At 42.9% G+C, this 23,995-nt stretch carries 27 protein-coding genes and 1 tRNA gene; 15 read left to right on the top strand and 13 right to left on the bottom strand.

All coding sequences use genetic code 11. The features are described 5' to 3' along the window. Positions 1 to 76: 76 nt before the first annotated feature. Positions 77 to 3,157, bottom strand: coding sequence for a hypothetical protein (locus BRC29_00175; protein ID PSG98526.1), 3,081 nt, complete (start codon positions 3,155 to 3,157; stop codon positions 77 to 79). A gap of 694 nt (positions 3,158 to 3,851) precedes the next feature. Between BRC29_00175 and BRC29_00170 the strand changes: the two genes are divergently transcribed. Further along, positions 3,852 to 4,196: a hypothetical protein gene (locus tag BRC29_00170; GenBank protein ID PSG98525.1), complete on the top strand. Its 345-nt coding sequence runs from the start codon at positions 3,852 to 3,854 to the stop codon at positions 4,194 to 4,196. Here BRC29_00170 and BRC29_00165 read toward each other — a convergent pair. After that, entirely contained in the window at positions 4,183 to 4,680 is a 498-nt protein-coding gene (locus tag BRC29_00165; GenBank protein ID PSG98524.1) for a hypothetical protein, read from the bottom strand. The genes BRC29_00170 and BRC29_00165 overlap by 14 nt on opposite strands. Positions 4,681 to 4,801: 121 nt before the next feature. On the opposite strand from BRC29_00165, the gene BRC29_00160 reads away from it, so the two are divergent. From BRC29_00160 to BRC29_00150, 3 genes are read left to right on the top strand one after another with little or no spacing between them, the layout of a single operon-like run. Continuing rightward, positions 4,802 to 5,050 carry a hypothetical protein gene (locus tag BRC29_00160; GenBank protein ID PSG98523.1) on the top strand — a complete coding sequence of 83 codons (249 nt, stop codon included), beginning with the start codon at positions 4,802 to 4,804 and terminating at the stop codon, positions 5,048 to 5,050. 33 nt (positions 5,051 to 5,083) lie between these two features. Continuing rightward, the gene (locus BRC29_00155; protein PSG98522.1) at positions 5,084 to 5,425 is read left to right on the top strand and encodes a hypothetical protein; all 342 of its coding nucleotides are present in this window, start codon (positions 5,084 to 5,086) and stop codon (positions 5,423 to 5,425) included. Between the two features lie 30 nt (positions 5,426 to 5,455). Beyond that, on the top strand, positions 5,456 to 6,133 hold the full coding sequence (locus BRC29_00150; protein PSG98521.1) for a hypothetical protein: 678 nt from the start codon (positions 5,456 to 5,458) through the stop codon (positions 6,131 to 6,133). A gap of 121 nt (positions 6,134 to 6,254) precedes the next feature. Here BRC29_00150 and BRC29_00145 read toward each other — a convergent pair whose 3' ends face one another. Continuing rightward, positions 6,255 to 6,611, bottom strand: coding sequence for a DNA polymerase subunit beta (locus BRC29_00145; GenBank protein PSG98520.1), 357 nt, complete (start codon positions 6,609 to 6,611; stop codon positions 6,255 to 6,257). A gap of 466 nt (positions 6,612 to 7,077) precedes the next feature. Between BRC29_00145 and BRC29_00140 the strand changes: the two genes are divergently transcribed. The 6 genes from BRC29_00140 (at position 7,078) to BRC29_00115 (ending at position 14,976) form a co-directional block, all read left to right on the top strand. Next, a complete protein-coding gene (locus BRC29_00140; protein PSG98519.1) occupies positions 7,078 to 7,392 on the top strand; it encodes a translation initiation factor IF-1A in 315 nt (104 codons plus the stop codon). Positions 7,393 to 7,397: 5 nt separating this feature from the next. Next, complete coding sequence (locus tag BRC29_00135) at positions 7,398 to 7,760, top strand: hypothetical protein (protein PSG98518.1); 363 nt, start codon at positions 7,398 to 7,400, stop codon at positions 7,758 to 7,760. After that, positions 7,744 to 8,505: a serine/threonine protein kinase gene (locus tag BRC29_00130; GenBank protein ID PSG98517.1), complete on the top strand. Its 762-nt coding sequence runs from the start codon at positions 7,744 to 7,746 to the stop codon at positions 8,503 to 8,505. Before BRC29_00135 ends, BRC29_00130 begins: the two co-directional genes overlap by 17 nt. A 67-nt stretch (positions 8,506 to 8,572) precedes the next feature. Further along, entirely contained in the window at positions 8,573 to 9,076 is a 504-nt protein-coding gene (locus BRC29_00125; GenBank protein PSG98516.1) for an RNA-processing protein, read from the top strand. A gap of 45 nt (positions 9,077 to 9,121) precedes the next feature. After that, on the top strand, positions 9,122 to 13,831 hold the full coding sequence (locus BRC29_00120) for a DNA topoisomerase VI subunit B (protein PSG98515.1): 4,710 nt from the start codon (positions 9,122 to 9,124) through the stop codon (positions 13,829 to 13,831). 14 nt (positions 13,832 to 13,845) lie between these two features. After that, positions 13,846 to 14,976, top strand: coding sequence for a DNA topoisomerase VI (locus BRC29_00115; GenBank protein PSG98514.1), 1,131 nt, complete (start codon positions 13,846 to 13,848; stop codon positions 14,974 to 14,976). Between the two features lie 30 nt (positions 14,977 to 15,006). On the opposite strand, the gene BRC29_00110 is transcribed toward BRC29_00115, so the two are convergent. Next, positions 15,007 to 15,570 carry a hypothetical protein gene (locus tag BRC29_00110; protein ID PSG98513.1) on the bottom strand — a complete coding sequence of 188 codons (564 nt, stop codon included), beginning with the start codon at positions 15,568 to 15,570 and terminating at the stop codon, positions 15,007 to 15,009. 175 nt (positions 15,571 to 15,745) lie between these two features. Here BRC29_00110 and BRC29_00105 point away from each other — a divergent pair, with 175 nt between their 5' ends. After that, the gene (locus BRC29_00105) at positions 15,746 to 16,402 is read left to right on the top strand and encodes a hypothetical protein (protein ID PSG98512.1); all 657 of its coding nucleotides are present in this window, start codon (positions 15,746 to 15,748) and stop codon (positions 16,400 to 16,402) included. 130 nt (positions 16,403 to 16,532) lie between these two features. Next, a complete protein-coding gene (locus BRC29_00100; GenBank protein ID PSG98511.1) occupies positions 16,533 to 17,210 on the top strand; it encodes a hypothetical protein in 678 nt (225 codons plus the stop codon). Positions 17,211 to 17,566: 356 nt separating this feature from the next. Here BRC29_00100 and BRC29_00095 read toward each other — a convergent pair whose 3' ends face one another. Both BRC29_00095 and BRC29_00090 read right to left on the bottom strand, forming a co-directional pair. After that, positions 17,567 to 17,911 carry a hypothetical protein gene (locus BRC29_00095; protein PSG98510.1) on the bottom strand — a complete coding sequence of 115 codons (345 nt, stop codon included), beginning with the start codon at positions 17,909 to 17,911 and terminating at the stop codon, positions 17,567 to 17,569. 34 nt (positions 17,912 to 17,945) lie between these two features. Next, positions 17,946 to 18,764 (bottom strand): hypothetical protein, encoded by an 819-nt coding sequence (locus tag BRC29_00090; protein ID PSG98509.1) that lies wholly within the window; start codon positions 18,762 to 18,764, stop codon positions 17,946 to 17,948. A 76-nt stretch (positions 18,765 to 18,840) separates the two neighbouring features. Between BRC29_00090 and BRC29_00085 the strand changes: the two genes are divergently transcribed. Then, complete coding sequence (locus tag BRC29_00085) at positions 18,841 to 19,206, top strand: hypothetical protein (protein ID PSG98508.1); 366 nt, start codon at positions 18,841 to 18,843, stop codon at positions 19,204 to 19,206. On the opposite strand, the gene BRC29_00080 is transcribed toward BRC29_00085, so the two are convergent. After that, on the bottom strand, positions 19,203 to 20,213 hold the full coding sequence (locus BRC29_00080; protein ID PSG98507.1) for a deoxyhypusine synthase: 1,011 nt from the start codon (positions 20,211 to 20,213) through the stop codon (positions 19,203 to 19,205). The two genes, BRC29_00085 and BRC29_00080, sit on opposite strands and share 4 nt — an antisense overlap. A gap of 139 nt (positions 20,214 to 20,352) precedes the next feature. Between BRC29_00080 and BRC29_00075 the strand changes: the two genes are divergently transcribed. Continuing rightward, positions 20,353 to 20,426: transfer RNA gene (locus BRC29_00075), tRNA-Phe, on the top strand. Between the two features lie 17 nt (positions 20,427 to 20,443). Here BRC29_00075 and BRC29_00070 read toward each other — a convergent pair. Next, the gene (locus BRC29_00070; GenBank protein ID PSG98506.1) at positions 20,444 to 20,749 is read right to left on the bottom strand and encodes a hypothetical protein; all 306 of its coding nucleotides are present in this window, start codon (positions 20,747 to 20,749) and stop codon (positions 20,444 to 20,446) included. Between BRC29_00070 and BRC29_00065 the strand changes: the two genes are divergently transcribed. Then, entirely contained in the window at positions 20,736 to 21,023 is a 288-nt protein-coding gene (locus BRC29_00065; GenBank protein PSG98505.1) for a hypothetical protein, read from the top strand. The two genes, BRC29_00070 and BRC29_00065, sit on opposite strands and share 14 nt — an antisense overlap. A gap of 3 nt (positions 21,024 to 21,026) precedes the next feature. On the opposite strand, the gene BRC29_00060 is transcribed toward BRC29_00065, so the two are convergent. The 5 genes from BRC29_00060 to BRC29_00040 form a co-directional block, all read right to left on the bottom strand. Beyond that, the gene (locus BRC29_00060; protein ID PSG98504.1) at positions 21,027 to 21,239 is read right to left on the bottom strand and encodes a hypothetical protein; all 213 of its coding nucleotides are present in this window, start codon (positions 21,237 to 21,239) and stop codon (positions 21,027 to 21,029) included. A gap of 17 nt (positions 21,240 to 21,256) precedes the next feature. Continuing rightward, on the bottom strand, positions 21,257 to 21,805 hold the full coding sequence (locus BRC29_00055) for a hypothetical protein (GenBank protein PSG98503.1): 549 nt from the start codon (positions 21,803 to 21,805) through the stop codon (positions 21,257 to 21,259). An 80-nt stretch (positions 21,806 to 21,885) separates the two neighbouring features. After that, the gene (locus BRC29_00050; protein ID PSG98502.1) at positions 21,886 to 22,311 is read right to left on the bottom strand and encodes a hypothetical protein; all 426 of its coding nucleotides are present in this window, start codon (positions 22,309 to 22,311) and stop codon (positions 21,886 to 21,888) included. A 4-nt stretch (positions 22,312 to 22,315) separates the two neighbouring features. After that, positions 22,316 to 22,747 (bottom strand): hypothetical protein, encoded by a 432-nt coding sequence (locus tag BRC29_00045; GenBank protein ID PSG98501.1) that lies wholly within the window; start codon positions 22,745 to 22,747, stop codon positions 22,316 to 22,318. Between the two features lie 38 nt (positions 22,748 to 22,785). Continuing rightward, positions 22,786 to 23,994: a hypothetical protein gene (locus BRC29_00040; protein ID PSG98500.1), complete on the bottom strand. Its 1,209-nt coding sequence runs from the start codon at positions 23,992 to 23,994 to the stop codon at positions 22,786 to 22,788. Position 23,995 lies beyond the last annotated feature (1 nt).

Genomic DNA, 23,995 nt, shown 5'->3' with positions numbered 1-23,995 from the left:
GATTGAACTTATTTGAGAGAAAAATAGAAAAGGAAAAATGACGGGTTGAGCCCGTTACTCTACAACTTTTCTTCCTCTACTGGGAAGCGGAAGTTGTCATGTTGACTGTTGTCTCGCCAGCTAGTTCATCTGCGTTATCAGCGTAGTTGCTGATGTAGGATGAAGCTGCTCGAGTGTCGTCAGCTGAATGTCCTGCGACTACCAGTGCATGAGTTCCTTCTCTGAATCCGTCTACCAGGTCAAGTACCCATGTGTCTTCATCGTAGTTGTCTCTTGTCCAGGTCTTGTTCTCCTGTGCAAGCTCTTCAGTCAATGAGTTGACCGCAGGTCCCCCGACAAGGATCATGTTCTGATCTCTGTCAGATCCTGAAACCTCTGAGTCAAGAGCTGCTGAATCAGGGAATCCTGTAGGACTCATCGTCATCGCTGATCCTGAGGATGCTCCTGATGCTGACAGTGATCCATCAGCTCCAGTTACAGCCATACCTGCTGTTGACTGTGCTTCCGGAAGGTGTAGCTTGAAGTTGTCCGTATCGGAGTTCTCAGTGTCAAACATGGTGTGAGCTCCGTAAAAGTCGTAACCAACTTCTACACTTTCATCATCCAAGCTCTCAGTATCTCTGAGATCTTCTCCACCAGTGTATGTCACGTCGACATTCTGGCTGGAATCAGTTGTACGACCTTCAACAACGTATGCCTGTTCGTCGTCTTCGTCGTCTTCAGGCTCAGTTACAAGAACTGCTGTGTGGTTAACCTGTGTGTTTCCTCGGCTAAGGTTGACTGTCTCATCACCTTGAGCTCCGTCCAGTGTGTACTGAACGAAGTCCTCATTCGTGTCTACACTTTTACCAAGTTCTTCCGTAGTTTGGAACTCTACATCTGCTGTTGCATCATTTGATGCAACTCCACTCGGAAGATCAGCTGTTCTTGTTGCTGGGCTTACTGTGAGTGTTGTGTAGTCTCCAGCTTCAGTTTCAGATCCAGGTGTGTAACCAACGTCTCCTGATGCTCCAGCTCCCTGTACTTCAAGCTCTGTGACCTGTGCCCCTGAATTGGCTGATAGCGTGAACTCGATTGTGTCCTCTCCATTTCTTGATACATCTACATTTGATGGAGATGTTCCGAAGCTTGCAGAATCACCTGAGTCATCGAGGGTCACTGTTTCATCGTAGGTGTTTGAACCGTCAGTAGTTCCTGCAACCCTTAACTCTACATCATCGGAATCGGTTCCTGAGATAGATCCCAAATCAAGCTGGAAGTCTGCTTGTCCTGCCGATCCATCTTCAGTCATAGACTGAGATTCTGCTGGAGATGTGAAGTCTTCTGTTGTGACGGCGAATGCTTCGCTTGCGTCGAGTGCTCCTGGTGCGTCTACAGCTACTGCTGCGCCTGTGTTTGTGTACATGTGTGGATGCAGTTGTACGTGACCGTCATCTCTTGTACTTCTAACGAAGCTGACTTGTTCGTTTCCATGCCATGTGACGTCGTAGTCCATTCCTTCAATGGATTCTGACTGTAGCTCGTAGCTTCCGTCGTCTTCGAGGTCGTCGCTTCCTGATGATAGGTTCAGTCCGTCTTCTTCGACTGTCATTGATTCGTCTGTTGCTGCGTTGCTAAGTGATACGGATAGTTCTCCATCATCTTCTCCGCTTTGTAGGTCTGAGTCGTCAACGTTTGTAACTTCGACCATTACTGCTTCTTCGTTACTGTTGAGGACTGTGTAATCGTCTTCTGAGATTTGTTGGCCTTCGTACTGTGCGATTTGTTCATCTTCATCGCCTGGTCCGGGATCAAAGTTTCCGGAATCATCAGGTTCTCCCAGTGTTAGGGATACGTCTTCTCCTGAGTCTGCTGTGTAGTCCAGTGATACATCGTCGTCTTCTGTTGCATCAACTTCGATTTCTCCTGCTGGTTCTTCTGCAGCGTTCGGTGCTAGACCTGCGTAGTGGAATTCTAGACCGAATACAGGTGTTTCGTAGGTTTCTCCTGCCTGTACTAGGTTTTCATCAGAGTCTTGTGCTCCGAATGCAAATGAGATTCCGTCTACAGCTGTGAAGTCATCGTTTTCTGCGTCAAGTGCTACGTCTACTCCGTCTACGGATTCTCCGTCAACTTCTACATCGGAGTTTGTAACTACTAGTTCTTCTGATCCGATTGAGAACTTAACTGTTCCTTCTCCGTCAGGTCCGGTTCTGAAGATGTCGGATACTCTAATGTCTTCTCCGTTTACTGTAATTGTTTCTCCGTCATCTACTGACTGTGTGTCTCCGTTGACTGTGATTGTTGCTGAGTTTTCTCCTTCTTGTACATACTCAACTCCAAGCTCTTGTTCTTCTCCATCAACTTCTACAGTGGTTGTTTCTCCTGTGTCTGCTTCGAATCTTGTGCTAGATCCGTAAAGAACAAGTTCATCTGCTTCTGATTCGTCGGAGTATGTGTACTCCTGTCCGAATAGTTCTAATGTCTCTCCATCTTCAAGGATTTGATCTGCACCATCACTTGGATCTCCTTCATTGGTTGTAAAGTCCATTGTTTCGTCGAACTCTACTTCTCCTTGTAGAAGATAGTCGCTGTTGACATCGAGGTCAGATGATGGATTTTTTATGTGTAGTACAGGATCGTCAACGTCTCCACGTTCTGAATTGAACGATTGTGGCTGATCTCCAATCATAAGATCGTGTTCTAGTTCTACTTCTTCATTGCTTACAGAGCTTACAGTTGTTGTTTCTAGTGCATTGATGTCCTGTCCATCAAATCTTACTTGCTCTGCTGCTGTTCCTTGTCCGAAGAAGAGATCTGAGTTTCTTCTGTTCAGTGTTTCTCCGTCTTCTGCGCTGTAAGTAGCTGTTGCTCCCGATACGTCTACGTCTACTTCTTCTTCCATGAAGGCTGCGTTACCGAGTGATCCGGCAACGTTAATTGCTCCAACAACGTCTGCTGTTGCTGCTTGTTCGCCGACTACAACTGTTGTATCGACTTCGCCATCTTCGTTTACAAATGGCATCGGATAGTCCCCGAGATCCATTGATCCGGAGTCATCCATGTTATGTGATGAAGCTGAAGCTAGACCGGCCGCTCCTGTAAGAGTTGCTCCTACAAGAAGTGCAGAGCCTGCTACAGCTTTACCTGTTGATTTCAGTTTTTTGATTGATTTCATAATTGTGTGTTCACCTGTGTGGTGAGTATTCTTGGTGCTTCGTCTTGTTTTTTGAGTGCGGCACTCAAGATGCGTGCCTCACTGAAGCCTTCTTTCGGGTCACAGGGTCTCCGATCGGAGAGTCCTGTCGGAGCACACATTATAATATAGTGTGCGTTATCGGAGGAGGCTTCATTCCTCCGCGGGATCCCGATTCCCGAAAAAAGCCATTTCCACACGTACGTGGATTACTAATTAATGGGTCGTGGATCCCAGCATTACTTTTCGCTGTTCCTTACACATACACTCATCATTCACCCTTTTAAAGGGTTTGGTCAAAACCGGTGTTTAACCGTTTATGAACGGATTCTAACGGTTTTCCAATCGTCTTTGACAGTTTAGAACTGTTTAAAATATCCCATTGCGACAAAAAAGGGTTTTTAATCCTTCAAAACTGCTTTTAACCCGTTAAAAATGGTTTATATACAAAAACTTTTCTGGGTCGCTGAAATAACCTGAAACCTGATCTCTCGGTTTTATCCGACTATAGAAGCATTTTAGAACTTTTATGAACTATCTGCAGCGATCTCTTAATTAGTGTTTGTTAGTGTCAAACCGAACAAAACCGGGTTAGAATGTTTATCGAATGGATTTCCTGATTTTAGTGGTGTATGGAAATATTGTAATAAGTGTTGACGTCTAAATACAACGGTAGGTGGTAAAGTTGTCTGAGGAGGAAAAACTACCTAAGAAGATGCAGCTCGCAAAAGACCTGGCAGAACAAGGTTACGAAGACGTGCTAATGCTTAACATAGAAACCGCTCAAAAGGTTTTCACCGAGAAAAGAATGGAGCTAATAGAAATAATCAAAGAGGGAGAAATAGAATCAGTTAGAGAACTATCCAGAAAAGTAGACAGAGACGTCAGCGGAGTATCAAAAGACTTGAAACTGCTCTCCGAAAGCAGCATAGTAACTTTCAAAAATGGAGAAGGCGATAGAAAGAAACCAAAGATGATACATGAGAATGTTTTCGTAGAGCCAATATTCATGTCATCATAATAAGACTAAATAAGACTACATAAAACGCTATGAAAAGTGAAACTGCGCTTAAAATACAAAACGCTATTCTGCCTGGTTTTCGAAATTCATCTTGGCTTAATTTAAAGCCGGAATACAGTATCAGGACAAATCCGCCAACTGATAATAAAACATTATTCAACATAAACGCCGTTGCAACAAAGAACCAACCTGCAAGTATCGGATTTATGAAAACGTAATTAAGTCTCAATTCCCTGTCAGTGTAGTAATCAGGTTTCTCAGAGTCTTTTCTGAAATTATTGTCTATTAGGAAAATAACGATAACCGATACTAAATAAGCGGCTGAAAGTAAAGCAGGTCTCGTAATTCCAACTAAACCTGCTAATCGGTTTATTGATCCTGGATATCCGGAATCAAAAGCAAATGTGAATATAGTTAGAATAGTTAAGGCGATGGCTGAAGAGGCTGAGATTCTTTTCAAAAATCCTCTAATATCCCTTTGCACATATTTAACATGCAAATCGTGTTTTTTAATCTTAATTAAATTGACAGCTGGAGTTCTTAGCAACGTGTTAATATTAATGACATCTCCGCCAATTCCGATGCAAAAAACCGTACATGATATAATGATGGCTATACTATGTATTGATATGAGCCCTGAAACAGAAAAAGAATTCGAAGCGCTTGACGACCCCAAAGTACGGAACGCGATGGCAGATGTACTTGAGGAGAGCAAAGAAGGCCTGATAAGGCTAAAGAATGAAGAATATTCAAAGAAACGGAGAAATGAAACAATAGTAGGCAAAGCCATTAGAATAGTGAAAAGCAAGTTATTCGGAAGATCAAAGTCTCAAGCAATTGAACTATCCCGATAAACAAAAAAAATTCTTCCTCAATTAGTACTTGATATGGAAACTGTAAGGGTAGAAGCCGGTGGAAAAGTGTTTGAGGCTGATCTTGCGGATAGTTTTCTTTCCCGGGTAAAAGGTTTGAGCTTCAGCTCGGAGGGTAAAATATTGTTTAGTTTTTCCGGATCTACTAGATCGAGGATTGATATGATGTTTCTCTCTAAACCTCTCAACCTCTACTTCATGAACTCGGATAAGAAGGTAATTGAGGTCCAGAGAGCCAAGCCATGGAGCTGGAATCCCAGAACTTGGAGCCTCTACTATCCGGGTCAAAAGTATTCCTATCTCCTGGAGAGTTTCGAGAATCTGGGGATTGAGGAAGGCGATCAAATTGAGTTTTAGAATATAAGTTTTTCCGCCTAAACTGAAGCTATGGAGCTTTCAAAGTTCTGCCCCAGATGTGGAAGAGAAACAGAAGAGCTTTACGGCGGTGAGAAAAAGCTCTGTCCAGGTTGCTATCCTGATAAGAATGATCTGCTTGAGATACCGGAAGTGATAGAGTTAGATATCTGTTCTACATGCGGAAGAATGAGGAAAAACGGGGAATGGATCGAAGAATACACGTTAGAGGAACAGTTAGGGGTTAAGTTCCAGGATTTTGCTGAAGAAGATGTACAGATGGAGCTGCAGTACTGGGAGGAAGATAACAAGATGTTTGTTAGAGTTCATGCATTCCAAGATGAGATGAAAGATGATTACGATACAGAGTTGAGAGTCAAGAAACACCAGTGTGAGAACTGTTCGAAGTTCCACGGCGGTTTCTTTAAAGTCAAGATGCAGCTTAGAGGAGAAAAAGATCTTGAAGGAGTCTCAAACAGAATGGCGGATAAAGCCGCTGAAATAACAAACGAGGATAGAGGAAGCTTTCTCTCCAACATTGAGAAAAACGATAATGGTTTCGACTTTTACCTGTCTACGGAAAAGATTGCCGGAGAGATTCTTTCAATGCTGAAAGCTCAGCACAATCCTGATGTTAAGAGGTCGTACGAACTGTTAACCGAGAGAGATGGTCAGAAAGTCTACAGGAATGTTATCTCGGTCCGGCTTTAGAGGAAAGTATTTTCACTGGACAAAGCTGAATGTAACTGAGTGAACAGTATCTTTCTGGTTGTGGCTTAACTAAAGGCTGAAAAGACTTCAGAAAGAAAGGGGGAGAAGAGGGGGTTTTAATTTATGTTACTCCTCTGGCAATTGCTTGGTCGTTCCAGATTTTTCTGTATCGGTAGAAGTATTCTTCTAGTTCCTGTTCATCCTCACAGCGGATTATCTCATGATCTTTCATTACCTGGTTTTTCATCTTCAGACTGAACTCTTCGAAAGTATGTATATCGTATTTCTCGGTTTTGAGCCTTCTCCATACTTTTCTCATTATTTTAATCGGTTTCGTATCAGGAGCTACTATACAAATATCTGTGTCACTTCTTTCATGGGTTTTACCTGTAACCTGTGAACCGAAAAGTAGAACGGCTAGAACCTTTTTGTCGTTTTTTAGAAATTTGAGATCTTTTTCTACCTGTTTTCTATCCATTCTAACACCTCCTTTCTTCTTTCATTATTTAAGTCCATGCTCTCCACAATTAGATCATAATAAGGAGATTCAAAATAATAAGTGTATCAGAAGCTTGGATCATAGATTCAAAGACTCCAGATGGAATCTTTTTCCCCCCCCTCTTTCAGAATAATACTTCTTCTTGTGCAAAAATACGTTTATCCTCTATAGGTGCTTAGTAAAGGGTTCTATGCGTGGTGTTTTATAAACGGGTGAAAAGTATCTTTGGTCGTGATTTAATTTTGTGACTGAGCAAGATTCTGGGAAAAGTGGGTAAGATGCGAGGCAGATCTTGTAGAGATTTATACAGATCCGGAATTAGAAGGTCAGTTAATGCAGCGTACGCTTGATTCTGAGTGGGTCCTTTACGATAGCCGTGAAGAGTTCAGAGAGATCAGGAACAGCCTATAGTTGGTTTAAAAAGCTGAAGTGTCAATGCATTTCTATGCCAGAAGATGAAGAGGATCAAGGAGTAGGACGTGTACGTGAACCGGAAGGAGATGAATTACTGGGAATCGTACTCAGGAAAGAAGGAGGCGGAAAATACAGGGTTTACTGTACAGATGATAGAGAAAGAATCTGCCGTATCCCGGGTTCAAAGAAAAGAGGTATATGGGTGAAAAGAGATTCTGTAGTACTTGTAAGTCCATGGGATATTCAGGGAGATGAAAAAGGTGATATCGTCCAGAGCTATTCACAGGCTGAAAACGAATGGCTTGAAGACAACGGTTACCTAGGGGAAATTTCAGAGTTCCTCTAAAAAATATGAAAGCAGATACTTTGATTGAGGGCTTTATTCTTTTGATTGGAACCTTTCTCCTAGTTAATCTATTATTTTTCGTAAACAGCCAGTACACTATCCATTACCAGACAGAGATATGCAATAATATAGGCTCAGGTAACTTCTCAGAAGGAAACTTTACTCACACCCAAGAATACTACCAGAAATCATGTGATTCTATCGAAAAGGCATGGAAACATATTGTAGAACCTCCTGTAAAACTGAAATACCATATTTTACCGTTTATAGCAGGTATTATAGCAACCCTACCACTGGTATATTACCGTGTTCTTGAATCCGAATTCCACAGTAAAGGGGTGCAGAACTGGAATGAGAGAAGACCGTGACTGGCGAGAAAGATGGAAAGAAGCCTCGAGGACAATGTTCGATACCTCTGAGGCCAGAAAAGTTTTCCAAAACGTCTTCGACCATGAAACCTCTAAAGCTTTAATGAAACTGAGTGAAAGAGAGGTACTAGACAAAGTTTATGGTGTTATAGAGTCCGGAAAGGAGTCCGTAATATTTCTTGCTGATACACCTGAAGGCGAAAGAGTTATTCTCAAGATTTACATGAGGCGGGCGGGAAGCTTTCGGGAGATGAAGAGGTATCTCAGAGGCGACAAGAGGTTCAGGAATGTCAAGGACGACAGACGATCAGTTATCAATCAGTGGTGTAAAAAGGAGTACAGGAACCTGAAGATAGCCCGTGATTATGTTAACTGCCCGGAACCGGTTAATGTCCATGAAAACATCCTAGTCATGGAGTTCAAAGGTGAAAATTTCTCACCTTACCCTAAGATGAAGAATGTTGAAGTGAAGAATCCGCAGGAATCATATGAAGATACAATGGATGCGATTGAACGTCTCTGGAGGGAAGGAGAACTAACTCACGGAGATCTATCCGAGTACAACATAATAGTGGATGGAGATGGGAGGAAGGTCTGGATAGATTTCTCACAGGGTGTCCATAAATCCCATCCCGAAGCCGAGGAACTGCTGAGAAGGGATGTAGAGAACGCGGCAGATTTCTTTGAGAGACAGGGAGCAGAGACCGAAACACAGAAACGGTTTAAGTCAATTATTTCGGGCTAAGAGGCCCTAAAATAAAGATCTAGGTTATAAAAAAGTTGTAGAGACTTAATAATTCTACAGTGATAGAATGAGGGAAGTAAGAATACCGGAAGACAGGGTTGCCGTGCTGATAGGAGAAGGCGGTAAGACAAAGGAAAGAATCGAGGAACGAACCGAGTTAGATCTTGAAATAAAAGACAATCTTGTATCTATTGATGGAGATCCAATAGATGAGATGGATGGATCAAATATAGTGAAAGCTGTTGGAAGAGGATTTAACCCTGAAAAAGCATTAAAGATAGCTGAGAAAGACAAAATGCTGCATATAATTGATATAAGTAACTTTGCCTCGACTAAGAATTCCCGTGACAGATTGAAGGGCCGGGTTATAGGTAGGGATGGTGAGACAAGGAGACACCTTGAAAAAGAAGGAAACGTGGATATTTCAATATACGGCAAGACCATTGGAGTAATAGGTTTTGCACACAATATTGAAATTGTTTCAGAGGTACTCAAACAGCTTCTGAACGGCAGATCACACTCATCAGCTTACGGTTACTTGGAAAAGAACCAGGGCAGCATAAAACGGTAAGGTAAAAACAAGTTAGATATTAGACGTAATCAAAGGTGTAATTAGATGGCAAACGGAATAGATGAACAAACAATTGATGAAACAGGTGAAGACCACCAAGAAATATCAGTGGCGGAGTTCTTCGAGAAGAACAAGCACCTACTGGGATTCGAAAATCCGCAGAAATCAATAATTACAGTAGTAAAGGAGGCAGTTGATAACTCTCTTACATGGAAGACGCCTTTCCTCGTGAAAGAGAACGGAGAGACCAGGCATGAAAAGATAGGAGAGTTTGTAGATGATTTAATCGAGGATAACAGAGAGAACGTTGAGGTTAAACGGGATGGAGAGCTTGAAAAACTTAGAGTAAAAGACAATGATCTGGAATCACTTGGTTTCGATACTCAGAGCTATGATGTAGATTTTAAGGAAGTTAGCTCGGTTTTCCGACACAAAGTCAACAGCGACATTTTTGAAGTTGATCTGGAGGGCAACAGAACTGTTGAACTCACCGACTACCACAGCGTCTTCGTATTGAGAGACGGAGAGATTAAGTCAGTTGAGACAAGCTCGCTTACTGAGGATGATCACATTGTATTACCTAACACTGACTGGGCTGAAGGCTCTATCAGAGACATAAATCTGGTGGAGGAACTGGAGCAACTACCCAAAGAAAAGACAGAGAAAATTGGACTGCATAATGTTAAGCCATTGATCGGCAAGTACAGGACGGAGATAGAGAAGTATGTAGATGAAAATTACAGGGTTCAGGACTTCCGCAAATGTGACAGACTGCCTTTTAATTTGGTCAGGGAACTGGATCTTAATCGCTCGGAGATAGAAGGCTGCAAGCTGGGATATAGACTGGGATCAAATAACATTCCAGCAGTTCTATCGTTTGACTCTGACCTAGCAGAACTCCTCGGTATATTTACAGCAGAGGGATCAGTCACTGGAGACAGAGATGGACACGAAAAAGTCTATTTCTCCTTGGGGAGCCATGAAAAACGCTTGATAAGCAGGACTGAAGAGTTGGTAAGAAGAGTTTTCCATCTAGAACCTTCTACAGTGGACGCCCACAAAACAGCAAAAAATGTGACTATAAACGCTAAGATTGCAGGCCTAGTGTTTGAAGAAATATTTGGAATGGATAGCAAGGCCGCGGAGAAAGAAGTTCCTAGACACCTTTTTGATGTGTCCCCGGAGTTAAGAGAACGTTTCTTCATCGGGTACGCTGCAGGAGATGGTTACCCTACTGAAAAGATTATTGAGGCATTAGTCGAAAGAAAGCCATTATCCGAGATAGAGAAGAAAAGCATAACAGTCGCGACGGCTTCCGACATGCTCTCATCGGGTATGCGGTACCTACTCTCCTCAATAGGAATAGACAGCACTCACGAAGTTGCTGAGGCCGAAAAAAGGACAGTAGACGGAGTTGAGACAGAATTTGGGAGTTCGAATCTGTTACACGTGAGAACTGGTGAAACCGCCTACCTGAACAGACTTCCAGCTGAAGAAATTATAGAGTCGGTATCGGCACCTAAACTGGAGTACAACCTGGATGAAGGAAGACAGTCCAGAGTAGAGACTGCTACAACATTGAAGCTTCAGGAAGAAAACAGTATCACTTTCAAAGGTGACGGACTGAAGATAGCTGAAAGCGATCTAACAGCTGTACCTGTCAAATCCATCGAGAAAATAAATTACGACAAGAAATGGGTCTATGATATCTCCGTTCCAGGTCATGAAAACTTTATGGCCGGAGACCATCCTATAGCGTGTCATAACTCTCTCGACTCATGTGAAGGAGATGAGATTCTGCCGGAAGTACATGTTCTGATAGATGAGGTCGGTGATAAGAAGTGCCGGGTTGAGATCAGAGACAACGCTGTAGGACTTGACAGAGAGACAATTCCGAAAGTATTCGGAAAGCTTCTATACGGCTCCAAGTTCCATTCTCTATCACAGAGCCGTGGACAACAGGGTATCGGGATCTCAGCCTCCGCTATGTACGCACAGCTTACAGCAGGTGAACCTGTAACGGTTTACTCCAAACAGGAAGGAGAGCCATGTCACAAGTTCGTGGTCAGGATTGACACTGAAGAAAACGAACCTGAAATCATAGAAGATGAAGTTATTCCCGAAGACTCAGATCAGTTCCCAGGAGATAAGGATTATTACTTTGAACACGGAACAACCATAGAAATGAATATTGAGGCCCAGTACACAAAAGGCCATCACTCCGTTAGGAACTACCTGAAACATACAGCTATCATGAATCCTTATGCCAGGGTAGTACTCAGAGAACCAAGCGGAAACAAAATTGAATACCCAAGAGTTTCAAACGAACTTCCGGAGAAACCGCAAGAGATCAAGCCGCATCTGCATGGAGTAGAGCTTGGAGTTGTGATGAGGATGGTGGATAATTCCTCTGCACGAACAGTATCCAGTTTCCTCCAGGAAGAATTCACAAGAGTAGGTAGAACAAGCGCCCAGGAAGTATGCGATGAAGCAGACATAGATGACGGTAGGAGACCGAACACACTGGATAAAGATGAGATCGAGGAATTACTTAATGCAGCGGAAAGAGTGAAACTGCAGTCACCTCCAACCGACTGTCTTTCACCGATAGGAGAGGATCTAATTCTTGAAGGAATGGAAAAAGAGCTCAACCCAGAGTTCTCCACAGCTATCACGAGGAAGCCGGCTGTTTACAACGGGAAGCCTTACGTTGTGGAATGTACGGTGGGGGAGACTGAAATAATTTTAGAGGACGGAGATAAGAAAACGATAGAGCAGTATGTTGAATCCGGAGATCAACGGAAGGTTATGGGTTTGACTGAGAACGGGAAGCTACGGCCATTGGATGTCGAGGCCAAGATGAGAATACCTCGGGATCACGACATTTACGAAGTGGAGACTTCATCGGGTAGAAGACTCAAGGTGACAGGAAACAATGAGCTTCCTGTTGTGAAGCAAGGAGAGATAGAATGGAAGAGAACCGATGAGATATCAGGGGATGATCGCTTGGCTGAACCTGCAAGCCTATGTACGGAATCAACAGAGTTAGATCCTTTAAACCTTTTAGCGCAGGAGGATGTACAGGTTGTAGATAGAGAGGTGGTGGAGGAAGTCACCAATCTTTTATCTGAACGTTATGGTAGCCTGAAAACAGCTTCGGGAAAGATAGGAATAAAATGTGGCTGCTTCAGATCCTTTAGGAAGGAAAAATGTACTACAAGGCCTTCGTTGAAGAATTTCAAGGAGATGGTCGCACATACAGATAAATCATTCGAGGACTACCGGCAAAGAATTGGAAAATACTCACTGGCGGAGCGCGGAATGGTCAATCCCAAGAGCGTGAAGATACCAGAACTCGGAACAGATCTTGGTTATCTGTTGGGTATGGTTGAGTCGGACGGCTACCTTGGAGATGAATACTCAGTAGGTTTCACTAATACAAGTGAGGAGCTACTCGATGAGTTCTCAAGACTCATGAAGCAACTGTTCGGAGTCGAAACTAAGGAAGCAGGGGAAGATTACGTCAAGGTCGACTCAAAAACCGTAAACCGTCTTCTAGGGGAGCTCAAGCAGCGGATTACCTCTTCACGAGAGCAAATTCTGGAAGCATGGCTCGCAGGATTTATAGAAGGAGACGGCTGCATCTCAACAAGAGAATCCGGTGAGTTCAAATCACTCAGCTTCTGTACTGCCGAACCCAAGAAGGCAAGAAAGGTTCAAAACGTTTTGATGCAGATCGGAATCGCAAGCAGAATATCGATTTCAGGAAAAGGCCAAGAAGCAGAACTAAATGGCAGGACGATAGTGACGCAGAAACATAAGCATGACGTGATGGTTTACTCACTTAACGAAGCCCAAGAACTGTTCGAGAGAATAGAACTTAACCATCCTGAAAAGGAAAGCAGGAGAAGAAAGCTGGTGGACGTTGAAAAACCTGTTCGGTCTCAGGACAGACTCAACGTAGGTGAGAAATTAAGGAAGGCACGTGAGGCTTCCGGACTAAGCCAGACAGAACTGGGTCTGGCGGCCAACAGCATCAGATCTATTGAGAAAGGTAGAGCTGCAGTGAGGAGAGAAAACCTGGCTGATATATGTGAGAAACTCTCCGAATCCAGTCACAGGCAACAACTTGAAAAGATGGTTAAATCGGACTTCAGATCAGTGCGCGTGGAGTCGGTAGAGAAACTTGACAGGGACGATGAATATGTCTATGACCTTAAAACTGAGGCAGGAAACTTCGTGGCTGACAACCTGATAATGCACAACTGTGGTTTGGCCTGGGGAGGAGATATTGATGAAGAAGGAAGCTTTGATGAGTTGAGATATGCTAACAAGGTTCCGCTTCTGTACAAGAAATCAGCCTGTGTTACCACGAAGGCTATAGAGGAAGTCTCCTGGAACCGTTATAATATTTCACAGACAGGAAACCGGCCTCAGGGAGAGCTATATATTCTGGTCCATATTGCATCTGTCTGGGTACCTTTCACATCTGAGGGTAAGGAGGCGATCGCTAACTACGATCCTATCAGGAAGGAAATGAAGCTTGCTCTTCAGGAAGCAGGAAGAAAACTGGGAAGATACATTGGCAGAAAAGAGAAAAAAGAAATCCAGGAGAAAAAGAGAAGACAGTTAACATCCTACGCAGAAGAGATGGGGCCTGCGATTGCAGAACTTGCAGCAAAAGGTGACCCTGATGAAATCGAAAACCAGATACAGAAAATGGTTCAGGAAGACTATAACCCTGAACAGCTTTAGAGGGTGATTTTTGAATGCCAAAGAAAGATTTAGCAAACGACGAGAAGACATTAGATAGGTTAACACATCTCGGTAAGAAACTGGTTAACCAGTTAAATGACAACAACGAGGAAAATCTTACAATCGATACACAGGTAAGATCCAAGTCAAATGTTCACTACGATGAGGAAGAAGGAAGACTCTCCCTTGGAGACAGTTACTCGACAAGAAAGTTCCTGAACATCAGTCATGCCAGGAAGTTTATGCAGACAACATTGGTCGCGAACAAAGCCAAAGAACTTGTGGAATCAGGTAGGACTGCATCAATCAGAGAGGTCTACTACCAGTTGAAACACTCGGTTCCCGGTTTGGATGAAAACACTTTCGAGGATCAGGACGAATCCAACAATGTCGTAGTCGATATTGAGACAGCGACAGGAGCAATTAGAGAGGATCTACATCTTTTTGCAGAACCGAAAGGAAGATTGTTCGGCCCTATCACAATCAATGATTCAGGTGACTCGATTGACTGCATGGCTATGGGAACCTCTGGACTTGCGATCCCATCTATTGTTGATCATTACGAGTTTGAACAACATTCCGCTGACTTCATCATGGTAGTCGAGACCTCCGCTATGGTCAACCGTTTGGTTGAAGAGGATTTCCACGAAGATCACAACGCTATCCTGATAGGTACAGGAGGTCAACCGGCTAGAGGAGCAAGAAGACTCATCAATATAATGCATAACAGGCTTGACCTGCCGGTCTACGTATTCTGTGACGGCGACCCATGGGGATACTACATCTACTCAGTTCTCAAATCAGGATCAATGAGTCTTGCCTTCCAGTCAGACCGACTGGCTACACCTAGTGCAAGACTTATCGGTATGACAATGGAAGATATTGATAAGTACGGCCTAGAACATGTAACAGAGGATCTGAAAGGGAAACCGAAGGATTCAGGAGGCCCGACAAAGGATTACAAAAGGATTCATGACGTGATGGAGTATGACTGGATGCAGAAAGATGAATGGCAAGCACAGTTCCAGAAGATGCTGGACAAAGGAGTCAGAGTCGAGCAACAGGCCCTTGCATCACAGAGCCTTGAGTTCGTGGCAAATGAGTACCTTCCAAACAAGATAGAGAACGAGGAACTCCTGGATTAAAGAGCTTATGGAGGTCTAAAACCTCCTTTTTTATTCTATTTCCAGCCACTTGCTTCCGTATGCGTCTTCTAGTCCTTCTACAGCTGCTCTCTGTTCACTGTCTCTCACGCCCTGATACTCAGAACTCTTGGCGGAGGATACTATGCCAAGGGTGGCTGAAGCTCCCATACCGTGAACAGATCCTGCCGCAGCAGATCCGCTGAAACCGGCTAATCCGGCAAGAGCTCCGGCGTCAGCCATCTTTGCCTTGACGCTATTGGTTCCTGTTTTTTCTGTCAGCATGTCCAGGATATTGGCCTGGTTGTTGTGCCGCCTGTTTATTTCCTCGGCTTTTTTCTCGCCCGCTCCTCTTCCTGATTCATACTTGCTAGATAATGCGCCTCTGATCGGAGCCTCGATAATTTCCCAAGGATCAATCTCCGAATCATCATATATTTTGTCGAGGGCATAGTCTTCATCCACAACGACGCTTCCTCTTTCTATTCTTGAGTTTTGGAATACTTCCAGTGCCTCTTCCGGTTCGTTTTCAAGTAGTTCTCCGAATTCGACATATTCTCCATTATCGGCTCTTTCCAGATAATCTCCTGCACTCATTTTTGATAACCTCTTGTTATCCTAAAGTAGTAACAATACTTAAATGTCTTTTCCTAAACAGCTATCAAATCTGTAAGATACTGATTGCTTTCAGTAATTTTTTGCTGGCTATCCCATGATTCTAAATAAGATCTCTATTAAGTAATTAGTAATGTCATTATTACCGGCCGTTGCGATGGGAGGAATAATAGGCCTGGTCCATTTCTTCGGTGAGGAACTGGATAGTTATACTTCAAGGTATAACTTCTTTTTTGCATCATTTTCCGCAGGATTTACTCTGACCTATTTCTTCTCGGTGCTTCTCCCTGAAACCATGATTAATACTGTATTTACTGTCAGGAATCTTCCGGTTTTGGGAGGTATAGCGCTTTTCTATGTTATAGAGGAGGTTCTTTACGAGCGGGAGGAAAACTTCGGGGAGATAAAATATGAGTTAAAGGAGGTACACTCTGTTTTCATTGGTTTGTATCATTTGACGATAGGTATGATGCTTTACTTTCTTTCCTCTACGGGTGACGGTCAGTTACTTCTGTTTTTCTTCCCTGTTTTGATCCATACAATGGTGAATTCCCTTGCAATCAAGGAGATGCATGAAGAGATTGTAGATAGTTTCCCGGTAAAGTTACTGGTATCCTCATTAACACTGGTAGGGGTATTTATTGCGGCAGGTTTGAAGCCTTCACCTCAGTTCATTTACTCAGGTCTCGGAGTTTTAGGAGGATGTTTCATCTATTTGGTTGTCCATGACTCGATGGATCCTAGAAAGGAGAGGCCGATAGGGTTTCTCACAGGTCTCCTGTGTTTCATAATGTTGCTGGCTTTGATCCAGTAAACTTCAAAATTGGTTGGAATAAATATGAACCGACAAACTGTCTGGTAGCTATGAAAACTGTTTCACAGCTTTCTAAAGATACAGCAACCGGCTCAAACCGGTTGTTTTATATGTATAAAGTATAAACAGTATGTTTATGGTATATGAAGCCATAACTGCCTCTGGCAGCACGTCATTTATCATGGCTTATATCGCTACCGCATTTCTAAGCGGCCTAGGATACCTTTTCCTCAGTAGGAAATGGGATAATGTACCTTCGAAGTTCCCGATTATACACTTCTTTATAGTGACTTGGTCGGGAATCATGTATCTGAACTTTCTCAATGGAACCCCGTTGAGTGATTTCGGATGGTACATGGATTGGATGGTGTCTACGCCGTTAATCTTGCTTGCTCTCGGGCTCACAGCTATGCATGGAAGAGATACCAGATGGGATCTACTCGGTGCATTAATGGGTCTACAGTTCATGCTTGTTGTAACAGGAATTATTTCTCAGGAATCAGGCATGACATGGGCTTACTGGATTGGTAACGCACTCCTACTTGGAGTATTCTACCTGATTTGGGGGCCTTTCAAACAGATGGCGGAGGAGACTTCCGATACGCTTGGAAAGAGTTATAAGACACTGGCAGCTTATATCACAGTGTTCTTCCTGCTCTACCCGGCGGTATGGTATCTTGGAGTTCCAGGACCTATGGAAGTGCTTAACGCATTCGAGACATCAGTAGCGTTTGTCATCCTACCGTTCTTCTGCAAGCAGGTATACGGATTCCTCGATATGTACATGATTCATCAGGTAGAGGAATAGCTGTAGCGTTCAAGCCAGAAATCATTTTTTCTTCTTTTTTTATTGAAGAGAATTGGAAAGCATCTCCCTAAGCTTTTTTTTACTTTTCTGAATCTACCAATATTGGTGAGGCTAGAGCTATAATTTGGTATATCGCAACTCACAATTTATACTTCAGCAGGGATTTCAGTAGGATTGGTTTAAAAATCTCATCTATACAGATAATGATAAAGCCCAGGTAGCTCAGTAGGTAGAGCGCCACGCTGTTAAACTTCAAAGATCCATGTTCTGCATGGTCTCGGAAGCCAAGTTAACTTCCGTGAAGTCGCAGTATACGTGGCGGTCCCAGGTTCGAATCCTGGTCTGGGCGATTCATTCTACACCTTTTTGATTTGTTTGGCAGGGTTGCCTCCTCCCGCCGTAGCTTGATACTCTTCTGGTTCTGCTACAAGTTTATGTGCTTCCGTGAATTCTTCCGTGATTTCTTCTAACTGTTCGGTATAGCTGTCCCATGCTTCTTCCATTGAATTGTAGTATATTTTAGGATTCAAGCCTGTACAGGATCTTGAATCGAGATCTGTTATACCATATTCTACAAAGTAACTTTCTTCATTCGGGCTAGAATCAATTTGCATGTCAATATAGAGATTTTCCTTCTCTATCTGTTTTGAATCCTGGAACTTGTAAATAGCATTTATTATCCTTTCTACGTCTTCTAACATCAGCAATGTACAATTAATTTCTTAGATTTTTAACTCAATCAGTCCACGGCCCGAAGTCAGGATCTACTTTTCTTTCCTCTCGTGCAAGCTCTGAGATCGTTTCCATCTCCTGTTCAGTAAGTTTGAAGTCGAAGATTTCTATGTTCTGCTGTATGTGTTTCTTTGAACTGGCCTTGGGTATCGCTGCGACATTGTTCTGCTGTATCAGCCATGCAAGTGAGACCTGAGCAGGTGACTTTCCGTATTTTTCACCTATTTCCTGAAGGTTCTTGTTTCCAAGTACTTCTCCTCTGGCTAGTGGAGAGTATGCTGTCAGCATCACATCTTTCTCCTCACATTTCTCTAGTACCTCATCCTGCGATAGGAAAGGATGGTACTCAACTTGGTTGGTTAGAAGTTCGCTGTCCGAATATCGATCAGCTTGCTTCATCTGTTCCGGTGTAAAATTGCTTATCCCGATGTTCCTCACTTTTCCTTCTTCCTCCATCTCATTCATTTCAGAAAGAACTGTCTCGAGATCCATTTCTTCGAAAGGCCAGTGTATCAGCAAAAGATCAACATACTCGGTTCTCAGCTTTTCCAGGCTTTCATTGACTGAATCTTTCAGTCCTTGTTTATTCAGGTTGTTCCGCCAGACCTTTGTGGTAACCCAGATATCATTTCTATCAACATTCGATTCCTTGATTCCTTTCCCTACCTGAGCTTCGTTCCCGTATATCTGGGCTGTATCAATGTGCCTGTAACCGTTTTCCAGGGCTGTCTTATCTCCTTTCACACACTCTTGTCCTTTTAACTGCCATGTTCCGAGTCCAAGAGCCGGTATTTTCTCACCTTGAATCTTGATGTATTCCATTTTCTGTCACCTGTCTAAGCCTTGAACCTGATTTTGAATAAACTATCGTTTTAAACAAGCGGATACAATTTTGTGTATGGTAGCAACCCAACTTTCTGGAAGTCTAATTGTACGAGATAAAAACCTTCTAATGATCTATAACGAGGAATCCGATCAGTGGAATGTTCCCAACGGCAGAGGACAGAGAGGAGAACTCTCGGCTGATACTGCTGAGAGGATTGCAGAGGAACATACAGGATGCTCATCGGATGCAACAAGGTATATGAGCAAGCTGAAGACAAGCTTTGAGGCAGAAGGCGAAGAGATTACATGGCAACCCTACATGGTGGAGATTGAAGGGGAGCCGGAGAAAGCCGAATGGGTTAATCTTGGAGAAATCAATGAAGATCAAGTGGCGGAACCGCTCCAGGGCATCTTCGAGAAACTGAAAAACAAGCTCTAAACTTCATAGTTCTTGAATGCGGAGGCAACCAGCAGCGGCAATACAAGTGTTGCCTCGGCCTCTATCTGCGTATAATTTCTTGTTTTCTCTTTTATCTTCCCCCAGGAAACTGCTTCTTTAGGTGGGGCGCCTGAAAGCGATCCATCACCCTCCATTCCTGTAGAGATATATACTGCATAATCTGTTCCGCCTCTGAAAAGGTTGGACATGATTGCCTGATGTTTTGGAACACCATCCCCTACCGCTATAATACCAGTTTTCTCTGCTTCAATAGCTTCGTGTATCAGTTTATCCCAGTCATCCAGTATTTCAATACCTATATCCGAATCCACTTCTTGACGGTAGTAGAACATGTAGTCACCGATCTCTGCATCAATCAATGCGGGACAGAAAACCGGGATGTTGTTTTTATATGAGTGGTATAGGAAAGAGTTTTCTTCTTTAAGTTCATCATCTTCACTGATCTTTCTCCCGAGTTCCCTGGCAACTTCTGTCGGCTCTCTCAGCTTTTTCTCATCGAAGAATTCAGGGAAGAAGTTCTCATTCAGCCAGCTCTCAAGCCAAACATAGTTATCTGACTCGACATAGATATTGCCCAGCCTATTGATACCTTTTTCCCTTAAATCTGCTTCGTCGGCATCCCATTCTCCCATTTTGAACGGCTTAGCTGTCTTGATGACGTCTTCTGTATGAGAGCCAGAACTGGTTATTATTACATCAATAAAGTCTTCCTTCGCAAGGTATGCAACTGCTTCTCTTAGACCGCTTGAAATAATGTTGGAAGTATAGGTCAAGAATATCTTGGCATTCTTATCCCTCATCTCTTTTATCAGATCAATCGCTTCTTTCAGGTGTGATGCCTGAAAACCTGTTGACCCGTAACTTTCAAGCATTTCTTCTAGATCGAATTCGCCTCTAAAATCGTATCCCTCAACTCTTTCTCCTTTATGAGATTGATCCGTCCCTGGAATTACGTGTTTGCGTGTGTCTTCGTTCTCTTTTGTCACAAGAATACAGTTTGACTAAAATTTTATGTACTGACTGAAGCTCGGGAGGTTCTATTCTTAAAAATTCACCTATCAACTGAAAAATGTTGAAGTACATAGGTTTGATGAGTTGTTTCGTATCAGTTTGACGTAGCGAGTTGGCTGAGTAGCTCAATCTGGGAGAGCGATGCACTGAAGATGCATAGGTTCCCGGTTCAAATCCGGGCTCGGCCATAGACCTAACAAGTTCATTAGACTATCTTATAGACCTCATCTCCCCTACCGGTTTCTAAATAAGGGTTTTTTATCCAATAAATAGAAAAAATTCCCATAATGAGATCCTTCAAAATTAGGGGGAGAGCCATTGACTTTAAGAGAGCCCTGACTTTGACTTTAACAGGTTTTTCAATCGGCCTCATAATATTTCTCAAAAGTGGAAAAGTCTCTAGCCTTTTGACAGCAGCTCTTTTTTCGGGATATATTTTGGGCGTCATAGGTTTTATGAGTGAAAATCTCAGGCCTTTGAGAGCTTCTTTAGCTAGTTTGATTCTTATCATCCCGGTCCTGGTATATGCTTTATTTTTGCAAACCGCTGTCTGCAATCAACATGCAATTCCTGGTGTTGATGTAGGGAAAAATGATTTGACTGGTGAAGTAAAGGTGAAGACGTATATTGGGGATCCTGACTGTGCTGATTTGCTTCCCCAGAATTATAGTGATGTAAAAAATGACAGTTTGAGGCAGAATAAAATCGAAGATTATTGTGATAGAAATCCTGGTGATAAATATTGTAGATTTTTCGATAGAGAGACTCGCCCAGAGGTCAATTGAGTTTTACCAGGGATCGTGTTCGAGTCCGTGGTCTTCAGCTACCTCTATCATCTCTTCTTCCGATGTCTCGCTGCATGGAGCCATCTGCCATTCTTTGAAATCGTCGTTCATGCCTTTGACTGCTTCCGCCTCTTCTTTTGACATTATGGAGATGTTGGCTGTTTCGTCGCTGTAGACCTCGATTATCCAATAGTTTTCTGGTTCCATAGCAATCATTCTTTCCTCCAATTATTTTAATTTAGTCCTAACTTTACTTCAGGTTTGGTGCTGCTGTTGAGTTTGTGTCTTGAGTATATTTCAACTGAATTTTCTGCTCTTCCCTCAAAACCCTCAATTTTTACGTCCGACCGGTAAATCACCCTTACATTCGGTGTTTCTACCGGGGGAAATCCAAAGCTTGGATTCACTCTTTCCAGAAATCTCTGAGACCGGATATCGTCTTTGTCGTCCTCAATGGCTGTATAACCGCCTTGAGTATTCGGTATTATAAAGTTTCCTTCTTTCTGAGTTACTTCTAAAACCTCTTTGCCGTTATTTGAGTAGTTGATGTTTTTGAGTTCTCCCAGTCCGATAATTCCAACCGGTTCATCATTGGTTATATACGGGAAGTCTATTTCGTTTGAACTGTAGGTTTTCTCCTGCGCTAGATCTCCATCCACGTAGATATCTGTACTGGGAGAGAGATTCATCTGTAGCGATACATTTTCAACTTCCTGTGCCGTTGCAGCCGATGAGAGTGCCAGGACAGCTAAGATGGTGACCGCTGTTTTAACCGTCTTCATTAAGTAGTAATTCGCTTTCGTCAATAAAAAGTCTGTACACAGGAATTTCCTGCTTTGATTTGTTGCTTCTTTACAACGATTTAGCTGGTTTCAATGTTTTGAGTGGATGCCTCTAATTCCCTGCATTCATCACTTGTAACAATGACTTCCTCAGGTACTTCATCGCCATCTATACGGACTACTCTAGTCGAATTAGCTTCTATTTTACTGATCTCTGTCGATTTTATTCTTGACTGGTTAATGGATGCAGCGGTTAACCCTTTCCTCAGATTTATTGTACCTGTGTTGATAACAACTACTTCTGTATAGTTTCCAGAGAATTTGTATTCCGCTTTGTCTATTCTTAATCCAACGTTGTCGCATTTCAGATTCTGTTCCTGCTGTCCAGCAACTTCATTTGTTAAATCTTCTGCGAAATCAGGCGCCCACCCCGCGTAAACACTTGCTACTGCTACCCCTACGGCTAGAATCAGTGCTGAGGTTATGACCTGTGAAACTCCTTTCATCTCTCTAAGTGTTTACGTTATCTTCTCTATCTGTCACCGATCCACAGTTTGTTGAAAGTGCTTCTATGTAAGCAGGTTCAATATCTACTCCGGTAATAGTTGTCTGTTTAATCTCTCCTCTCTCTATGCTTACGTCTGTGGTCTTGTTTAGTATTGTTTGGTTGTCGGCGAATGCAACTAGAGACAGACTGGAAAGGTTCTCATCTCCATTGTTTCTTACCGATGATGTTACGTTGTTGTTTGAATCATAGTAAGCTGATCTAATTTCTACAGATGCCTCATTACACGCGATTGTCTCAAAAGTACTGTTTGTTGTTGACTCTGTTACATCCTGTGCAAGTTCTGGCGCCCAGCCCGAGAAAATTCCGACAACTGATAGACTTACCGCAAGCAGAAGTACTGAGGCTATAATCGGTGATATTCCTTTCCTCTCCATATTACTGATATGTTCTGTCGGTTTAAATTGGTTTGTTCCTAGAGGAAGAATGTGACCGCTAGGTAACCGGCTGCGAACAGAATCGACATATGTTTGAACCCTGCCTTCAACTCTCCCTCGGATAGTTTTCCGATGATCAGCCCTGAAAAGAATGCCTGTATGTATACCAATCTTGCGAACCAGTCATTGTATAGCGAGATGTTTTCCTGAAGGTTGGCTCCTCCACCACCGATTACCTGGAAGTTTCCACCTCCTCCAAGCGATTGCTGTGCTGAGGCCAGATTAGGTAACAGGAATTCGGTTAATGCAACCAGGATACCTATGAAGATGAAGAATACCACGTATCCGGTTATCATTTCTCCGTAGAGCTGGGATTCCCTCTTTTCCTTTAGTTTTTTGATTGATCTGATGTTGTCTCCCACTGATTCCAGTACATCCTGGATATTTCCCCCTGATGAATATGCCTGTATAATTGTATCGACGCTTCTTCTGATGACCGGAGATCCTGTATCTTTCCCGAAGTTTCTGAGAACTTTTTCAAAGGGAATTCCCCAGTCGAGTTGGGCGTTCATCTTCTCAATTTTTTCGTCCAAGGGACCGTAGCTCCCGGTTTCAGTGTTTTTGATGGCTTGAGGTAATGACATTCCTGCCCGGGTTCCTTCAACTACATCCCTCAGGAATTCCGGGAACTTTTTCTGCATATTTTTCCTGGTTTTGTACTGCTCGTACTTGATATACATCACTGGAGCAGCCATGAGAAGGAGAGATGTCAGGTTCAATATGACAAACATTAATTCCTGAATATTGTTGGTTGATGTTACATTGGCATAGATTAATCTTTGTTCGTCTATCCCTAAACCCGTTGTTTCTATTACTACATTGTTTTCTGCCTGTAATTGTTCAGAAGGAATATTGATTAGATCGGTGTTAGCACTTACCTCTGTCAGTTCTTGCCCGTTCACCAGAACCCTGACAGGAGGGGTCCCATCCATGTTCTCTAATCTGAGTTCTATCTGTGCCTGTGCAACCGATGGGTCATCTACTTGGAAGCTAAAGTTCGCGTTTCTCTGAGCATCTATAACCTGTGTATCAGAGCTTTTGTACTTGTTGATGGAGTTCTCATGGTTGAGAAAGTTCAGACCCGCTATTGTCATTCCTAGGATAAAGGCCCCTGTAATAGCTAGTATGAGCTTCTCGTTCTTTCTCCAGTAGTTCTTGATTTTCAGTTGCAGTATTTTCGAGTTCATT

The sequence above is a fragment of the Nanohaloarchaea archaeon SW_7_43_1 genome, from assembly GCA_003009795.1.
GTDB lineage: Archaea > Nanohalarchaeota > Nanosalinia > Nanosalinales > Nanosalinaceae > SW-4-43-9.
Note: the sequence above shows the minus strand (reverse complement) of the source record. Positions and strands in the feature narration are given on the sequence as shown.

What these genes read in the sequence shown, in the direction of transcription:
- BRC29_00175 (PSG98526.1), bottom strand. Translation starts at nt 3,157, where the DNA reads ATGAAATCAATCAAAAAACTGAAATCAACAGGTAAAGCTGTAGCAGGC.
- BRC29_00160 (PSG98523.1), top strand. Translation starts at nt 4,802, where the DNA reads ATGATGGCTATACTATGTATTGATATGAGCCCTGAAACAGAAAAAGAA.
- BRC29_00155 (PSG98522.1), top strand. Translation starts at nt 5,084, where the DNA reads ATGGAAACTGTAAGGGTAGAAGCCGGTGGAAAAGTGTTTGAGGCTGAT.
- BRC29_00150 (PSG98521.1), top strand. Translation starts at nt 5,456, where the DNA reads ATGGAGCTTTCAAAGTTCTGCCCCAGATGTGGAAGAGAAACAGAAGAG.
- BRC29_00145 (PSG98520.1), bottom strand. Translation starts at nt 6,611, where the DNA reads ATGGATAGAAAACAGGTAGAAAAAGATCTCAAATTTCTAAAAAACGAC.
- BRC29_00140 (PSG98519.1), top strand. Translation starts at nt 7,078, where the DNA reads ATGCCAGAAGATGAAGAGGATCAAGGAGTAGGACGTGTACGTGAACCG.
- BRC29_00135 (PSG98518.1), top strand. Translation starts at nt 7,398, where the DNA reads ATGAAAGCAGATACTTTGATTGAGGGCTTTATTCTTTTGATTGGAACC.
- BRC29_00130 (PSG98517.1), top strand. Translation starts at nt 7,744, where the DNA reads ATGAGAGAAGACCGTGACTGGCGAGAAAGATGGAAAGAAGCCTCGAGG.
- BRC29_00125 (PSG98516.1), top strand. Translation starts at nt 8,573, where the DNA reads ATGAGGGAAGTAAGAATACCGGAAGACAGGGTTGCCGTGCTGATAGGA.
- BRC29_00120 (PSG98515.1), top strand. Translation starts at nt 9,122, where the DNA reads ATGGCAAACGGAATAGATGAACAAACAATTGATGAAACAGGTGAAGAC.
- BRC29_00115 (PSG98514.1), top strand. Translation starts at nt 13,846, where the DNA reads ATGCCAAAGAAAGATTTAGCAAACGACGAGAAGACATTAGATAGGTTA.
- BRC29_00110 (PSG98513.1), bottom strand. Translation starts at nt 15,570, where the DNA reads ATGAGTGCAGGAGATTATCTGGAAAGAGCCGATAATGGAGAATATGTC.
- BRC29_00105 (PSG98512.1), top strand. Translation starts at nt 15,746, where the DNA reads ATGGGAGGAATAATAGGCCTGGTCCATTTCTTCGGTGAGGAACTGGAT.
- BRC29_00100 (PSG98511.1), top strand. Translation starts at nt 16,533, where the DNA reads ATGTTTATGGTATATGAAGCCATAACTGCCTCTGGCAGCACGTCATTT.
- BRC29_00095 (PSG98510.1), bottom strand. Translation starts at nt 17,911, where the DNA reads ATGTTAGAAGACGTAGAAAGGATAATAAATGCTATTTACAAGTTCCAG.
- BRC29_00090 (PSG98509.1), bottom strand. Translation starts at nt 18,764, where the DNA reads ATGGAATACATCAAGATTCAAGGTGAGAAAATACCGGCTCTTGGACTC.
- BRC29_00085 (PSG98508.1), top strand. Translation starts at nt 18,841, where the DNA reads ATGGTAGCAACCCAACTTTCTGGAAGTCTAATTGTACGAGATAAAAAC.
- BRC29_00070 (PSG98506.1), bottom strand. Translation starts at nt 20,749, where the DNA reads ATGATAAGAATCAAACTAGCTAAAGAAGCTCTCAAAGGCCTGAGATTT.
- BRC29_00060 (PSG98504.1), bottom strand. Translation starts at nt 21,239, where the DNA reads ATGATTGCTATGGAACCAGAAAACTATTGGATAATCGAGGTCTACAGC.
- BRC29_00055 (PSG98503.1), bottom strand. Translation starts at nt 21,805, where the DNA reads ATGAAGACGGTTAAAACAGCGGTCACCATCTTAGCTGTCCTGGCACTC.
- BRC29_00050 (PSG98502.1), bottom strand. Translation starts at nt 22,311, where the DNA reads ATGAAAGGAGTTTCACAGGTCATAACCTCAGCACTGATTCTAGCCGTA.
- BRC29_00045 (PSG98501.1), bottom strand. Translation starts at nt 22,747, where the DNA reads ATGGAGAGGAAAGGAATATCACCGATTATAGCCTCAGTACTTCTGCTT.
- BRC29_00040 (PSG98500.1), bottom strand. Translation starts at nt 23,994, where the DNA reads ATGAACTCGAAAATACTGCAACTGAAAATCAAGAACTACTGGAGAAAG.